Origin of the sequence: Sphingosinicella sp., from assembly GCF_013911755.1 — a bacterium.
GTDB lineage: Bacteria > Pseudomonadota > Alphaproteobacteria > Sphingomonadales > Sphingomonadaceae > Sphingosinicella.
Genome location: NZ_JACESP010000015.1, coordinates 44,962 through 60,127, shown reverse-complemented (window position 1 = coordinate 60,127; position 15,166 = coordinate 44,962). Strand labels below are relative to the sequence as shown.

Sequence of the window (15,166 nt, the reverse complement as noted above, 5' to 3'; positions counted from 1 at the left end):
CTTTTTTGTACTTGGCCTGATTACTTCGCGGGGGTCTGCTGTGCGCTGAACCTGCCGCCGTAATACTCCATCGTCAGCGTTGCCGGTTTGCCGCGTTTCCCGGGTTTGAAGACGACGTTGTGCTCGTCGTCGACGGCCGACACGAAGCGGTTTGCGCCCTGGTAGAGCAGCGGCAGCACAGGGCCGCCCGATTTGGTTCCACCGAAATTCAGGTAGAGCTGGCCGTCCTTGAAGGAGAAGCCGTGCACCTCCGGCCCGAAGCGGTAGGGCGCGAAATAGTAATCGCCCGAGACGCGGGTGCCGAGATCGGCGGGAACCGGCAATGCTTTGACGACCGGCTGCGGCACGCCAAGTATCTCGCGCGCGATCTTCTGTTCGACGCTGAGCGGCGGAAAAGCACCGCCCTGATTGTTGGTGGTGATGGTGATGACCACGTCGTCATCGGGATAATAAGCGTAGTATGCCGAGAAGCCGTAGATATCGCCCGCGTGGGATATCTTGCGGTGGCCTTCGAAGTTCGTCGTGACGAGGCAGCCGAGCGTGTAAAGAAGCTCGGTTCCGTCCTCGAGCTTGTCGCGCTTCAGAATGAGATCGCGCACGGCCTGGCTGGTCTTGTCCGACGCGAACACACCGCGGCGGTATTTCAGAAGATCGCCGACGGTCGACATGATCGCGCCGGCTGAGAATGGAACGATGGGATCATATTGCAGTGCATTCTGCCAGCCGTTCTTGCCCTTTTTGTAGCCTTGCGCGCGGTGCGGCACGAGACGGGTCCAGTCCGTATAGAGCGACTTCGACATGCCGAACGGTTCGAGAATGTGCGTGCGGACGTATTCGTCGTACGTCACGCCCGAAACCTTCTCGATGATGAGGCCGATCAGATAAGTGCCGGAGTTCGAATAGCTCCACGCCGTTCCCGGCTTGAACATCAGCGGCTTGCTCGCGAAGTAGCCGACCATCTCCTCGCGCGTGAATTCCTTCCGGGAGTTGTAGGGAAACTCCGGCAGGTCGGTGTAGTTCACAAGGCCGCCGGTGTGATCGAGAAGATTGCGGACCTTCACGCTGCGCGCGGGCTCCGGCAGATCGGGCAGATAATGGCCCGCGGTCTCGTCCAGCGAAACCTTGCCGTCCACAGCAAGCTGCGCGAGCGCAAGGCCGGTGAAGGATTTCGTGATCGATCCGATCGGGAAGACGGTATCCACCGTGACCGGCACGTCCTGCTCCAGATCGGCCATGCCGAACCCCTTCGCATAAACGAGTTCGCCCTTGCGTTCGATCGCGATTGCGAGCCCGGGGAAGGGGGCCGCTTCCATGCGGTTTGCGATGATTGCATCAATACGGGACGCGGTTTCGGGCGCGAGCGCTTCGGCCTTCACCTCCGAATGCAATGCATCGGTGCCGAGCAGCGCGACGCTGACCAGAAGCGGGAGCACGCCCCTGCGCCAGCCTTCGCCGCGCGGAGCCTTCGATGAACAGATGAGTTCGTGCATGACACCTTCCTTCACTCAGATGGTCCTTTCATAGTGGTGCCACCATCGCCGAGCCGCCGCGGTCCCGTCGCGGCGTCTCCCCGATGATGGCACGATTTGCGGGCGTGATCCTAGAAGTTGAATCGCGCCTCCACGCCGAACGTGCGCGGTGCGCCGAGCACGATGAGCTGCTGCCCCACAAGCGCCTGGTTCGAGAGGTCGAACAGACGGGTCTTGTAGGTCTTGTCGGTAAGGTTCTTGCCCCAGAGCGCGATCGACCAGCGGTCTTCCTCGCCGGCGAGCGTGATGCGGCCGTTAAGAAGCCCGACGGTGCCGACGCGGGCTGCTGGATCCTTGATGGGCAGCAGGTCGGTGCCGCGCTCGTAGAGATAGTCGCCGCGCAGGGTGAGCGACATTTCGCCCAGCGGCACGGTGTACTGCGCGTTTACGCCAAAGCGGGTTTCCGGCGCGCGCGGGAGGTCGGCGAGCGGGATTTCCGGGCTGCCGGGCGCTGTGGGTACCGTGCCTTCGTCATATTCCGCATCGGTGAGCGCGAGATTGAAGCCGAGTTCGAGCGCCGGGATCGGCACGGCTGTGACTTCGAGCTCGACACCGCGCGAGTGCGCCTTGCCGGCGTTGCTGGTGCGCGGATCGAAGGGGAGCGTATTCGGATCGTCCGCCGAAATCTGGATGTCGGTCCATTCCATCGCGAACGCCGCGACGTTCACGAGAAGGCGGTTTTCGAGGAGGCTCATCTTCGCGCCGATCTCGTAGTTCCAGATATATTCGGGATCGTAGCTGATGCCGTTCGCGTCGCCGAGCGCGTCGTTGAAGCCGCCACTCTTGAAGCCGCGGCTGACGGTCGCATAGGCCATTGCCGACGGGTTGAAGTGGTAGCGGATGTTGAAGCTGGGCGTGAACGCCTTCCACGTATCCTTGCCCTGCAGACCGTCCACCTGACCGCCGAGGAGCGCGAGCGGATCGAACTGCGAATAGAGGATCGACTTCTTTTCGTAGGTGTAGCGGCCGCCGAGCGTCGCTTCGAGCTGATCGGTGATCTTGTAGGAGATGTTCGCGTAAGCCGCGTAGCTATCGAGTTTCATGTCCGCGTCGGACCCGATGTCCATCGCGGGCACCTCGAGCAGATCGGCGAGATCCTGTCCGAGGCGAACGAAGCTGAGGTTGCGGCTCGTCTGGTGGAAATAATAGAGGCCCGCGATCCAGCTGAGCGCCGTGTCGCCCTTCGAGGCGAGGCGCAGCTCCTGGCTGAAGCGCCAGACGTCTTCGGGGTCGCCGTCGTAGAGCCAGCGCAGCGGCGACATGTCGGTGTCGCCGATGTTGTCGTATTCATGCTCGCGGTAGGACGTGATGCTGGTGAAATCGACGCCGCCGAAATCGATATTCGCGTTGAACGAGACGGCCCACGCCTTCAGCGTTTCCTTCGTCGCGAGGTCCGAATAGACGCGGCGGTCGAAGGGGTCGGTGTTGAGCGGAAGTTCGAACAGTTCGAGCAGCTGCGGGAGCAACTGGTCGGGGTTGTAGGCCAGGGTTTCGAAATACTTGGATCGCTGGTCAACCTTCCGATATTCGCCGGTAAGCACGAACTCGGCATTCTCGGTAGGCCGCATCAGCAGCTGGCCGCGCAGGCTCCATGTGTGGGAATCGTCGCCGCGCGTTCCGTCGATCTCGTTGCGCGTGAAGCCTTTGCGGTCCTCGTATTGCCCCGAGATGCGGGCGAGCAGCTTGTCGGCAATGATCGGTCCGCTGACGGCGCCGCGCAGGTTGACCGCGTCGTAGTCGCCGTAGCCAGCCGAGACATAGCCTTCGAATTCGTCGGTCGGCTTCTTCGTGGTGATACTGATCACGCCGCCGACGGTATTGCGGCCGAAGAGCGTGCCCTGCGGACCGCGCAGAACCTCGACGCGCTCCACATCGACCATGTCGATATTGGCGCCGACGCCGCCGCCCATGAACACCTCGTCGACATAGACGCCGACGGCGGGGTCTTGCCCGGCCGAGCCCGAGCTTGCGGAAATGCCGCGCAGCGCGATGGGGGAGAGCTTGAGATCGGAAAAGTTGCCGAAGCCGAGGCTCGGGGTATTCTGTGCGAGATCGCCTAGCCCGTCGATGCCGCGCGCGGTGAGGCCAGCTTCGGAGTATGCGGTGATGGCGATCGGCACGTCCTGCACGCTTTCCGTGCGCTTCTGGGCGGTGACGGTGATGATCTCGATGCCATAGGCGTCTTCCTGCGCCAGCGCGGGTACGGGCGAGAGCAGCGCGAGCACCGCGGCCGATCGCATCAGCTGGCGCACGGACAGGTTACGTGCAGGGTTAACCGATTTCGACATTCCTTCCCCCTTTTTCAGATCGATTGATAGAACATAAATTCATATTCAAGTTTTGCGTTGGTCTTCGTGACCGGGAGGCCCGGAGCCTTCCCCTGATTCCAGTTCAGCAAAACACCTGCCCCTCCCAATAGCGGTGCATGGGCCGCGTGCAGGGCCGCCTCCCAACCGGCTCGCCCTCCAAACGACGCCATCACTATCCGCAGCTTTACTTGAAATTAAATTTAAAATCAAATAGCGAAAGAATGAGGGCGCCGCACGCGTCGTGTTTGAGGGTTCGAGAATTGACTGAATCGCCGGAAGTCCTTCTGTCCCGTCAGGGCCGGGCCAGCGTCATCACGCTCAATCGGCCCGCGTGCCTCAATGCGATCAACGAACCGATGGTCCGCGCGTTCATCGCTGCGCTGCGCGAAGCCAATGCCGACGAGGCGACGGCGGCGATTGTGCTTCACGGGAGCGGCAAGGCCTTCTGCGCAGGCGACGACCTGACCGCGCACGAGGCGCCGGAGGACGTGGACGAAATGACGATGCGCGCACGTGTGGACGTGATGCAGCAGGTGAGCCGGGAGATCATGTTCGGCGTAAAGCCGGTGATCGCGGCCGTGCACGGTTGGGCCGTGGGCGGCGGCTTCGAATGGGCGATCAACTGCGACGCGGTGATCTGGTCCGAGGAAGCGCGCGCGTTTTTCCCCGAGATCGAATGGGGCATGTTCGTGAGCGGCGGCGTGACCGCGCTGCTGCCGCGTCTGATCGGCCCGCAGCGGGCGTTCAGATGGATCATGGGTGGCGAACATCTGGACGGGAAGGCGCTGAATGAGGCGGGGCTCGTGACCGAGATCGCGCCGACCGGACAGCATCTCGAAGCGGCATTCGCACTCGCTCAGCGCATTGCGTCGCGCCCGGCGAAGGCGGTACGCAACCTGAAACGGGCGATCAACCTGCTTGAGCGTGACCGTATCGAGGCGGCGATGGCGGAGGAAACAATCAACCTCGCCGCGAGCCTGCTCGATGCTGAAGTGACGGCCCGTGTGGCGGGATTCAAGGTGCGAGGTTCGGAGGCTCTATGATGGTACGGAAAGCCGGTTGCGCGATCGCTGGCGCTTTAATGCTGATGGCGGCCGGGTGCGCGCATGGCACGGCACCGGCGGCGCCCGAGGCGGCACGCCTCGATGCCGTGATGCAGGCCTTGCCGCTGGCATCGTCTTCGCCCGCACCCGCTGATGCCATGCACAATGCGGCGGTGGTCGTGGAGGATCCCGCGCAAAAGCTCTATTATGCAAAGGGCGTCGGCCCCGCGCGCGAAGGCGGTACGGCCGCGATTACGGCACACGACCAGTTCCCGATCGCGAGCGTGACCAAAACGATGACGGCGACGGTGATTCTGCAACTCGCCGAAGAGGGGAAGCTTGGCCCGGAGGGGATCGAAACGACGCTCGGTTCGCTCGGCGTGCTCGCGCCCGCGGTCCTCGACCGCCTGATGACGTTTGAAGGGCGCAGCTATGGCGCCGGGCTGACAATCCGGCAATTGCTGGCGCACCAGTCGGGTATGCGCGACGTCTTCATGGACGACGCAAAGCTCACGTCGGAACAAAGCCAGGGGCAGGCGGCGCCGGAGTCCTTCGGCGGCGTGCTGCTCGGCGTGCTCGGCACGCATCGCAAGTGCCTCGAGACGCCGGGATGCGATATCGCGACGCTGGCAACCGGAAAGACATGGGCGCCGTGGGACCCGTCACGGCCGGATGATCCGCAGGCCGGCATCCTCAATTTCTACCTCAGCTATAACGGCGGCGCGACGAACGGACTGTTCGCGCCGGGGCAGGGGTATCACTACAGCGATACCGGCTACATCATTCTCGGCCTGGTGATCGAAAAGCTCACCGGCGCCACGCTGCATGAGGCCTACCGTAAGCGATTGTTCGATCCGCTCGGGCTGAAGCACACCTATCTCGAATATGCGACCAAGCCAGCGACCACGCCCTATGAGGGCAACGCTGCGGATTTCTATATCGGGGATTTCGCCGGCCGCACCGGGCGCTTCAACATTTCCTTCGATTGGGCGGGCGGCGGTGTCGTCTCAACGGCCGACGAACTTAACCGCTTCATCCGCGCGCTCGGCGAGGGGCGGCTGTTCAAGAAAAAGGAAACGCTGGCGCTGATGACGTCGCCTCAGTGGCGCCAGATGCGCGGCGATATCGCGGTGGAACGTGGGCTTGGCGTGTCACGACTGACGACGCCCGACGGCATCTCGTATTTCGGACACACCGGATTCTGGGGCGCGATCATGCTCTATGAACCGGGCACGGGGATCAGCCTCGGCGGAACGCTCAATCAGGTGGGGCATAATCCCGCTATTTGGGCGATCGACCTGCTGCGCGCCGCGCGCCCACGCGCGGCAGCCGCAAACTGACGACCTGGTTCAGGCCATCTTGAGGCTTGTGAAGCCCTCATAGCCCTTCAACTGCTCGGCGGGCGGATTTGCGAGGTAAATCGCCCTGTACCAGAGAATCGCGAGGAAATGCGCCACATCCTCCGGCGACGAGAAGGCCTTCACCAGCGTCGGATTCCGATCGACGTAAAGCTCGAACAGGAAGTTGTCGACCATGCCGCCGAGGGCATAGGCGATCATCAACCGCTGCTCCTCGCCCAGTGCCACGCCGGGGCATCGCTTTGCGATGTCCTTCGCGATCTTGAGGCTCCAGTCCGCGCTCACCTTGCGATAGAGTTCGGAGAACTCGGCCTCCTCCTCGTCGAAGTGGAGCAGGCACCGCATCAGGCCTGGCGTGCGCGAATAGGTGGAAACCATGACCTTGTTGGCGCGCACGATCGAATCGAACGGGTCACTGGTCGGCGGCATGCCGGAGAGGTCGTCGAAACGCTGCCTATCGAGCAGTTCAACAAGGATCTCGTGGGTGAGGTCCGCCTTGCCCGAAAAATAGTGGTAGAGGAGGCTGACGTTGACGCCGGCTTCGGATGCGATGTCGGAAAGGCGCATGGCGCGGTAGCCGATCCGCTCCAGCACGCGCACGGTCGCTTCCTTCAGCTTCTCGCGCGTCTGATTGCCGCGCTGCGTCTGTGGTGCGGCAGGTTTCTTGCTGACGGCGTTGCGACGTTCCTTGCGGCCCAGCGGTGCGACGGCAGGCCTTTCGCCCACGGCTTTTTTCTTTGTTGCCATTGCGCTCTTGATCAACCTCGATTGCGCCCGTGATACCGGATACCGGCCTTAAAACCAATTTCTAATCATAGCCTCGTACGGCAATTTATAAACTTGAATTTAAATTCAATCGTGTTAAGCCGCCTGTATCAAGACGGAAGGGTGCGTCGTTCGTGCGCGGGCGTTCTGCGATGCGAAGTGCCGACGTCCCGTTCCGAAACCGGAAGGGCTGCGTAACACCGATGGAATATGATGTCGAAACCCTGTCGTCGCTCGTCGGGCAGGAGATACTTGTCAGCGACTGGATATCGCTCTCGCAGGACGAGATCGACGCCTTCGGCAGGGTGACGCGCGACATCGATCCCATGCACATGGATCCCGACTATGCGCGCGAACACAGCCCGTTCGGCCAGACCATATTGTTCGGGTTTCAGACGCTGTCGATGCTCAGCCATCTCTGCTCGCCGATCCGTTATCGCCACGGCGGGGGCGTCGCCGGCTATGATCTGAATTATGGGCTCAACCGGGTGCGTTTCATTTCGCCGGTTCCGGTGAACGCGCGTTTCCGCAACCGCATGGTGATCAAGAGCGTGGAGCAGCGCGAGGATGGCGCCTATCTTGTCACCTCCGAGAACACGATCGAGATCGAGGGGCAGGAGCGTCCGGCTCTCGTAGCCGAATGGATCGGCCTGATTTCGAGAGAGGCGGCCTGATGCAGGCGCCGCACGGTCCGGCGCTTGTCGCCAGTATCGAGAGGCTGCCGGACGCAGTTGCCGCCTATGCGCGGACGGTTCCTGATCGCGAGGCGATCATCTTCGGCGATCAGCGCTTGTCTTATGCGGATTTCGACCGCGAGATCGATCGCTATGCGCGCGCGCTGATCGCTGCGGGCGTGGCGGTTGGCGACCGTGTCGCCATGATCGTGACGCCGCGCCCCGAGTTCATGCTGATGCTGCTTGGCGCGATGCGTGCGGGTGCCGTGTGGGTGGGCGTGAACCCGAAATACAGGCGCGAGGAAATGCGCCATGTGCTCGGGGACTGTCAGCCGAAACTGCTGGTTTCGATTCTCGAAGATCCGGCGGGACGCCGCTATGACGATGACCTCCGAGATCTTGCGGGCGATGTCGTCGCGGGCGTCAGCCTCGTCACCATCGGCGGTGTTCTGAATGGGATGGGCCGATCGCTCGATGCGTTTCTCGCGGACGGCGATGCCCTTGATGATGTCGCGCGCCGATTGAATCGCACCTCGCGCCGCGATCCCGTGAGTATCGTCTACACCTCGGGGTCGACCGGAAAGCCCAAGGGGGCCGTGCTCTCGCACGACAGCTTTTTTCATTCGTACCGGGCGCTTTCGGAATCGTTCGTGGGCCGCGAACGTCTGCGCGCCGGGCACCGCGTGATCTGCAACCTGCCGACCAACCATGTCGGCTGCCAGTCCGACGTGTGTGGAAACTGCCTGATCGACGGCGGCACGATCGTGTTCATGGAAAGCTTCGATCCAGCCGGAATTCTGGAGACGACGGAGCGCGAGAAGATCACGATCCTCGGCGGGCTGCCGCTGATGCATCAGGCGGTGTTCGATCATCCCGATGCCGCGCGGCGCGACCTCTCCAGCGTATCGGTGATCGCATGGGGCGGCGCGCCGATGCCTGCGCCGCTGCTCCGCCGGCTGGAGGGGAAGGGCTATTTCTTCTCGCTGCACTATGGGCTCACCGAAGGCGGGTCGATCAACAGCGTCAATCCGCCAGACGCGGATTTCGCGCTTTTGACGGAAACGATCGGGCACCACGATCACCACAACGCTTATCGTGTCGTCGATGAGGGGGGCGAGCCCGTTCCCGAGCACGGTATCGGCGAAGTGCAGATCAAGGGGCCGGGCGTGATGCTCGGCTATTTCAACAATCCCGAGGCGACTGCCGCGGCCTTCACGGCGGACGGCTGGTTCCGCACCGGCGATCAGGTGGAGTTGCTGCCGGCTGGCAACTGGCGCTTCGTCGGGCGCAGCGTAGAGATGTTCAAGTCGGGCGGTTACAACGTTTATCCGCGCGAGGTCGAACTCGCGCTCGAAGAGCATCCGGGCGTCGCGGCGGCGGCCGTGATCCCGGTGGCCGATCCGCGTTATGACGAGGTCGGCTGGGCATTCGTGATTCCCGCGCCGGGCGCGGTGATCGACGAGGCTACGCTCCGCGCATTCGCTGCGGAGCGGCTTGCGAACTACAAGGTGCCCAAGACCTTCCTGGTCCGCGAGGCGCTGCCGCTGCTGCCGATCGGCAAGGTGGACAAGCACGCGCTTCGCGAAGAAGTGCGGCAGTTGAGCGGCGCGCGGTGAACAAGGCCATGGGCGGCGCGGTGGCATCGGTGGACGCTCGCGGCCTCTCCATCGGCACCATGGCGGCGTTTGGCGTCGGCTCGCTTGGAACCGGCGTGTTCTCCACCGTGCCGAGCGTGCTGCTGCTCTATTTCATGACAAGCGTTCTCGGCATTTCGCCGGCGCTCGCCGCCATTACCGTGTTCATCCCGAAGTTCTGGGACGTGCTGATCGACCCCATGATCGGGATGTTTTCGGACCGCACGCAGAGCCGCTGGGGTCGGCGGAGGCCCTATATGCTGGTTGGCGGCATCACGATGAGCCTTTTCTTCGTGATGCTGTTTTCGGTCCCCGCGTTCGAAACGCCGCTCGAGAGCTTCGTCTACGTGACCGCCGCGTACATGGCCTGCGCCACGGCTTACGCGGTGTTCTCGGTGCCTTATATCGCGATGCCCGCCGAGATATCTCGCAGCCCGGAGGAACGCACGACATTGATGTCGTTCCGCATGGGATTTGCGATGGCCGGCATCCTGCTCGGCGGCGCAGGCGCGCCGTTCCTTGTCGATCTCGCGGGCGGCGGGCGTGCCGGTTACGCCGCGATGGCGCTGACGATTGGAATCGTGTGCGGCATAGCAATGCTCGTACCCGTGGCGGCGACGCGCAGGCTGGGGGCGGCGGCATCGGTTTCGGCGGATTTCCAGTTCTGGCAGGGGCTTCGGCAGGCGGCGGCCTGCAAGCCGTTTCTGCTGCTCCTCGTCACCTATCTGCTGCAACTGGCGGGGCTCGGCTGTTTCTCGGGCGCTTTGCCTTATTATGCCGTGCATATCCGCGAGGGTTCGGGGATGACCGTGACGCTGCTGTTCGTTGCGCTCAACGTCTCGGCGATCGTTGCCATGCCGCTCTGGGTGCGCATTTCCCGAAGCGTGGGCAAGGTGCGCGCCTATATCGGATCGAGCGTGCTGCTCGTGCTTGCGACTGCGGGACTCTGGTTCTGCGACAGCGAAACGCCCGATGCGCTTCTCTATGCGCAGGTCTGCCTGATGGGTCTCGCCTTCGCTGGGCAGCAGCTGTTTCCCTTCGCGCTGCTGCCCGACGTTCTCGATGCCGACGCGCGCGCCACGGGTATCCACCGGCAGGGCATGTTCACGGGGCTGTGGACGGCAGGCGAAAAACTCGGCCTTGCGCTCGGCGGATTGGCGACGGGCGCCGTACTCTCGTGGACAAGCTTCGTCGCATCGAGCGGAACGGTGGTGACGCAGCCGGAGTCGGCGCTCACAGGTATTCGTGTTGCGTTTGCAATTCTGCCCTCGCTGCTTGTGGCGGCGAGCCTGCTGCTGCTCCTGCGGTTCCGCCGCGTCTATGAAACCCTTTTGACAGGAAAGATCACGCCATGACTTCGATGCAAAGACTGTGGTCCGGTGCGTTGCCGCTGCTGGCGGCGCTGATCGTTTCGATCGCCGCGACGGCGTCGATCGCGGGGCCGCGTGCCCGCGATCTGGGGGTTCCGTTCGAAGGTACGCCGGGGCCGCTGAATGCCATAACGGACGTCGCGGGAGTCGAAGTCGGCCACACCACCGTGATTTCAGGCGATGGGCCGATGGTGATCGGCAAGGGGCCTTACCGCACCGGCGTGACGATCATTCACCCGCTCGGCAAGGGCAGCATCGACGGTGTGGCCGCGGGCAGGGCCGTGATCAACGGCACCGGCGAATGGACCGGAATGCATCTCGTCGACGAGATCGGGCAGTTCCTGGGGCCGATCGCGCTCACCGGTTCCGGCAACGTCGGCCTCGTGCATCAGAGCCTGATGGACTGGTCGATCAGCAAGGTGCCGGAAGAGGCGCTGTTCTCTCGGGTGCTCCCGGTCGTCGGCGAAACGCTCGACAGCCGGCTCAACGACGTCTTCGGGCACGGCCTTACGCGCGACCACGTGTTCGCAGCGCTCGACGGCGCCAAAGGCGGCCCGGTCGCCGAGGGCAATGTCGGCGGCGGCACGGGCATGATCGCCTACACCTTCAAGGGCGGCATCGGCACATCGTCGCGCGTCGTTTCGGCAGGCGACAAACGTTATACCGTCGGTGTGCTGGTGCAGGCGAACCACGGAAGCCGCGACGATCTGCGCATCGCGGGTGTGCCGATCGGCAAGGAGATCAAGGGCGCATGGCCTGAGGTGAACGGCGTGGCGGTTCTCGGCCCCGATGCGGGAAAGCCGCAGGACAAGAACTCGCTGCTGATCGTGATCGCAACCGACGCACCGCTGATGCCGCACCAGCTGGAGCGGCTTGCCCGCCGCGCCGCGCTCGGCGTCGGCCGCAACGGAAGCACGGCCGGGGCGCTCTCCGGCGAATTCGCGCTCGCCTTCTCGACGAGTCACATCATCCCGCTCGGCGGGCCTCCGCGCCTGCCGGCGATGATCAACGATACCGACAGCGAGACAATGAACGCGCTGTTTTCGGGTGTCGTACACGCCACGGAAGAAGCGCTTGTGAACCAGCTCGTGGCGTCCGAAACCATGACGGGCGCGAACAACGTGAAGGTTTACGGCATTCCGCACGATCAGCTGACACGCATTATGAAGGCACGCTTTCCTCGCCGCTAAGTCGGTTTCGCGAAGAATCAGCCTTCCTTGTGGTTGAAAACATGCAAAAACTCGCTGGATGACTGATCCTGCAATAACGATTGATGCGATTCGCGATGCACGCGCCGCCCTCGGCACCCGCATCGTCACCACCCCGACGCTCGACTGGGAGGCGGACGAACTTCGGGACCGCCTGGGCCCTGACACGCGCGTCAATCTGAAGCTTGAACTCTTCCAGCGGACGGGGACGTTCAAGCCCCGTGGCGCGCTCACCGTGATGATGGCGCTTTCGGAGGCCCAGCGTGCGCGCGGCGTTACGGCTGTCAGCGCCGGCAATCACGCGATCGCCACCGCCTATGCCGCCCGGACGCTGGGGATTTCGGCGCGGGTGGTCATGATGCCCACAGCCAATCCGGCGCGCATCGAACGTTGCCGCCGTCTCGGCGCGGAGGTGGAGATCGCGGCGGACGGTGCAGCGGCATTCGAGCGCGCGAAGCAGATCGAGGCCGAAGAAGGTCGCGTTTTCGTGCACCCTTTCGAAGGCCCGCTGACGGCGCTCGGCACCGCCACCATCGGCCTTGAATGGGCAAGCCAGACCGAACCGCTCGACGTGCTGATCTGCCCGATCGGCGGGGGCGGACTCTGCGGCGGGCTCGCGACCGCAATCCGGCTGCTGATGCCCGATTGCCGGGTGTTCGGCGTGGAGCCGGAAGGCGCGGACAATATGTACCGCAGCTTCGCGCAAGGCGCGCCCGCCACCAACGCGAAAATCGCGACGATCGCGGACAGCCTGGGACCGCCCTATTCGTTGCCGTACAGTTTTAGGCTGTGCCGCGAGGCCGTGGAGGAGATCGTGCTGGTTTCCGACGATGCGCTGCGCGCGGGCATGGACCTGCTGTTCCGAGAGGCGCGCCTTGCGGTCGAGCCGGCGGCAGCGGCAGCGACCGCCGCGCTGATGGGCCCGCTCGCAGAGCGCGTGCGCGGCAAGCGGGTGGGCGTGATCGTTTGCGGCGCGAACATCGACATCGCCGGGTTCGCGGCACAGGTCGAGGCCGGAAAGCGCATCACGGGCTTGCAATAGCACAGCATGGCGGCGCTCCGGCGGGGACAGACTGATCAGCGTAGGGAGGAGGCAAGTATGCACTGCGCATCGGCCATGATTTCGGGCTGCGCCTCGACGCCGGCGAAGACGCGATGAGCACCGTGATACCGGATCGCGCGGCAATCGACGTGGCGCGCGAACGTATCCGCGATCTTGCCGTGCGCACGCCGCTTATCCGGCTGCAGGGCGGCGCGCGGAATGATATCTATCTGAAGCTCGAAATGCTGCAGCCAGTCGGCTCCTTCAAGATACGCTGCGCGGCGAATGCGCTCCTCAGCCGCGGCGATTCCTGCCGCAGTGGCGTGTTCACGGCGAGCGCCGGGAATTTTGCGCAGGGCCTTGCCTATGCCGGACGCGCGCGGGGCATTTCGGTGACGTCCTACGTTCCGGATACGGCGGCGCGCAGCAAGGTGGAGGCGCTGCAGAGGTTCGGCGCACGCGTGGTGCCGCTTGCCTATGATCGCTGGTGGGCGATGCTTGCCGAGCCCCCCGCCGATCCGGCGTTCATCCATCCTGTCATGGAGAGCGAGGTGCTCGCCGGAAACGCAACGATCGGCGCCGAGATCGTCGAGGATCTGCCCGATGTGGCGACGGTGCTCGCGCCCTACGGCGGCGGCGGGCTCGCTTGCGGTATTGCCGCAGCGCTCAAGGCCTATGGATCTGCGGCCGCGGTTGTCGCGAGCGAGAGCGAGGCAGGCGCGCCGGTGCGCGCGGCGTTTGCTGCCGGAGAGCCGGTCACGGTACCGTTTGCGCCATCCTTCATCACGGGCATGGGCGGCCCGACCGTAATCCCGGCCATGTGGCCGCTGGTACGCAACCTTCTGAAAGGGAGCGCGTTCGTCTCGCTAGCGGAAACAGCCGCCGCTGTGCGGATGCTCGCCGAGCGTCATCACGTGATCGCGGAAGGCGCTGGCGCCGCTCCGGTCGCCGCTGCACTTGCGGGCGAGCATCCGGGACCGGTCGTGTGCATCGTTTCGGGAGGGCATCTCGATGCGGCGCATCTTGCGATCATCCTTGCCGGCGGCGTGCCTTAAATCGAAGCTTAGCGCGGGCGCTGCCGGAACTTGATGGGTGAGACGCCCGTCCATCGCTTGAAGGCGCGGGAGAAGCTCGCGGTTTCGGCAAAGCCGAGCATTTCGCCGATCGCTTCGACCGAGAGGTGCGAGCGATCGAGAAGGTAGCAGGCGCGCTGCTCGCGGACCTGATCGAGCACATCACCGAAACCGAGCTTCTGCTTGGCAAGGCGGCGGTGCAGCGTGCGTTCCGAAACCGCGAGTTCCGCCGCGGCCTTTGCTGCCGAGGGGAAACCTCGGCTCGACCGGACAAGCAGCGAGTAGAGCCGCCCGACCATGTCGTCGCTGACCTGCGCCTCGTCGATCAGCCGCGCGCAGAGCTGCTGATAGGTCTGTTCGAGGAGAGGACTCGCCATCGGCAGCGCCAGATCGGCGGCGCCGGGCTGGAACACCCAACGCGTTACCGGCGCGCCGAACACGACGGGCACGCCAAGCTCTGCCGCATAGTCGATGCCGTCGCTGCGCGGCGGAACGGACGATTCGATGCGCGCCAGCGGAAACGGCTGCCGCATGTCCTTGAGGAAGGTCGTCGCCGAGCCGAGCGAGCGGACGAGACAGAATTCGCGAAGATCGGGCGCGACGTTGCTGTCGTCCGCCTCCATGCCCGCAAGCGTGCCGCTTTCGTCGTAAAGCCGATATTGCAGGAGCGAATAGGTGAGCGCCTGGAATGCCACCAACACCTTCAGCCCGTCGTGTACGGTTCCGGCGGAGAGCACGGCAAGCCCGAGCGGGCCGTAGGTCATCAACCGGTAGCGCATTCCGGTGTGGAACCACAGGCCGGGAACGTCGCGTGTCGCGGTGGCAAAGATCTCCTGAAAGCGCAATTCCTGAAGACCCGACACCTCGCCCTGCGGGTCGTCGGCCTCGGCCGCCGCGATGCCGGCGTCTGCGAGCAAAGGCAGCGGATTGATCCCGGCCTCGTCCAACGCCGCGCGCATGATGCGGACGCTCTGGTTCGGCATCCGCATCGAGCCGAGCAGTTCGATTTTCATGACTGCCTCCCGCTGCGCATCATGCGCGGCGTGGCAGTTAAAGTCAAAAGCTTGGCGCGAGACGACATTCAATGATGCCCGGCTTCATGTTTTGATCGCAGCATCGGGAATGGATGACACAAGATCGATCCGGCCCGACCTTGGAGGA

At 63.9% G+C, this 15,166-nt stretch carries 12 protein-coding genes; 8 read left to right on the top strand and 4 right to left on the bottom strand.

The genetic code is table 11. From position 1 onward, the window contains the following. Positions 1–20 precede the first annotated feature (20 nt). Together H2052_RS11575 and H2052_RS11570 are read right to left on the bottom strand one after the other, a co-directional pair. Positions 21–1,490: a serine hydrolase domain-containing protein gene (locus H2052_RS11575; RefSeq protein WP_293781769.1), complete on the bottom strand. Its 1,470-nt coding sequence runs from the start codon at positions 1,488–1,490 to the stop codon at positions 21–23. Between the two features lie 110 nt (positions 1,491–1,600). Continuing rightward, positions 1,601–3,817 (bottom strand): TonB-dependent receptor, encoded by a 2,217-nt coding sequence (locus H2052_RS11570; RefSeq protein ID WP_293781767.1) that lies wholly within the window; start codon positions 3,815–3,817, stop codon positions 1,601–1,603. 281 nt (positions 3,818–4,098) lie between these two features. On the opposite strand from H2052_RS11570, the gene H2052_RS11565 reads away from it, so the two are divergent. Continuing rightward, the gene (locus tag H2052_RS11565; protein WP_293781765.1) at positions 4,099–4,881 is read left to right on the top strand and encodes an enoyl-CoA hydratase/isomerase family protein; all 783 of its coding nucleotides are present in this window, start codon (positions 4,099–4,101) and stop codon (positions 4,879–4,881) included. Next, on the top strand, positions 4,881–6,221 hold the full coding sequence (locus H2052_RS11560) for a serine hydrolase domain-containing protein (protein WP_293781763.1): 1,341 nt from the start codon (positions 4,881–4,883) through the stop codon (positions 6,219–6,221). The genes H2052_RS11565 and H2052_RS11560 overlap by 1 nt, the downstream gene beginning before the upstream one ends. Positions 6,222–6,230: 9 nt before the next feature. On the opposite strand, the gene H2052_RS11555 is transcribed toward H2052_RS11560, so the two are convergent. After that, a complete protein-coding gene (locus H2052_RS11555; protein WP_293781761.1) occupies positions 6,231–6,986 on the bottom strand; it encodes a TetR/AcrR family transcriptional regulator in 756 nt (251 codons plus the stop codon). Positions 6,987–7,156: 170 nt separating this feature from the next. Between H2052_RS11555 and H2052_RS11550 the strand changes: the two genes are divergently transcribed. The 6 genes from H2052_RS11550 to H2052_RS11525 all read left to right on the top strand — a co-directional run bounded on the left by H2052_RS11550 (position 7,157) and on the right by H2052_RS11525 (position 13,987). Then, a complete protein-coding gene (locus tag H2052_RS11550) occupies positions 7,157–7,678 on the top strand; it encodes a MaoC family dehydratase (RefSeq protein ID WP_293781759.1) in 522 nt (173 codons plus the stop codon). Continuing rightward, positions 7,678–9,294, top strand: coding sequence for an AMP-binding protein (locus tag H2052_RS11545; protein ID WP_293781757.1), 1,617 nt, complete (start codon positions 7,678–7,680; stop codon positions 9,292–9,294). Before H2052_RS11550 ends, H2052_RS11545 begins: the two co-directional genes overlap by 1 nt. Continuing rightward, on the top strand, positions 9,291–10,667 hold the full coding sequence (locus H2052_RS11540) for an MFS transporter (RefSeq protein WP_293781755.1): 1,377 nt from the start codon (positions 9,291–9,293) through the stop codon (positions 10,665–10,667). Before H2052_RS11545 ends, H2052_RS11540 begins: the two co-directional genes overlap by 4 nt. Further along, entirely contained in the window at positions 10,664–11,872 is a 1,209-nt protein-coding gene (locus tag H2052_RS11535) for a P1 family peptidase (protein WP_293781753.1), read from the top strand. The genes H2052_RS11540 and H2052_RS11535 overlap by 4 nt, the downstream gene beginning before the upstream one ends. 58 nt (positions 11,873–11,930) lie before the next feature. Continuing rightward, positions 11,931–12,932, top strand: a complete 1,002-nt coding sequence (locus H2052_RS11530) for a threonine/serine dehydratase (RefSeq protein WP_293781751.1) — start codon at positions 11,931–11,933, stop codon at positions 12,930–12,932. A gap of 113 nt (positions 12,933–13,045) precedes the next feature. After that, positions 13,046–13,987, top strand: coding sequence for a pyridoxal-phosphate dependent enzyme (locus tag H2052_RS11525; protein WP_293781749.1), 942 nt, complete (start codon positions 13,046–13,048; stop codon positions 13,985–13,987). Positions 13,988–13,995: 8 nt separating this feature from the next. Here H2052_RS11525 and H2052_RS11520 read toward each other — a convergent pair whose 3' ends face one another. Further along, on the bottom strand, positions 13,996–15,018 hold the full coding sequence (locus H2052_RS11520; RefSeq protein ID WP_293781747.1) for an AraC family transcriptional regulator: 1,023 nt from the start codon (positions 15,016–15,018) through the stop codon (positions 13,996–13,998). Positions 15,019–15,166: the final 148 nt, after the last annotated feature.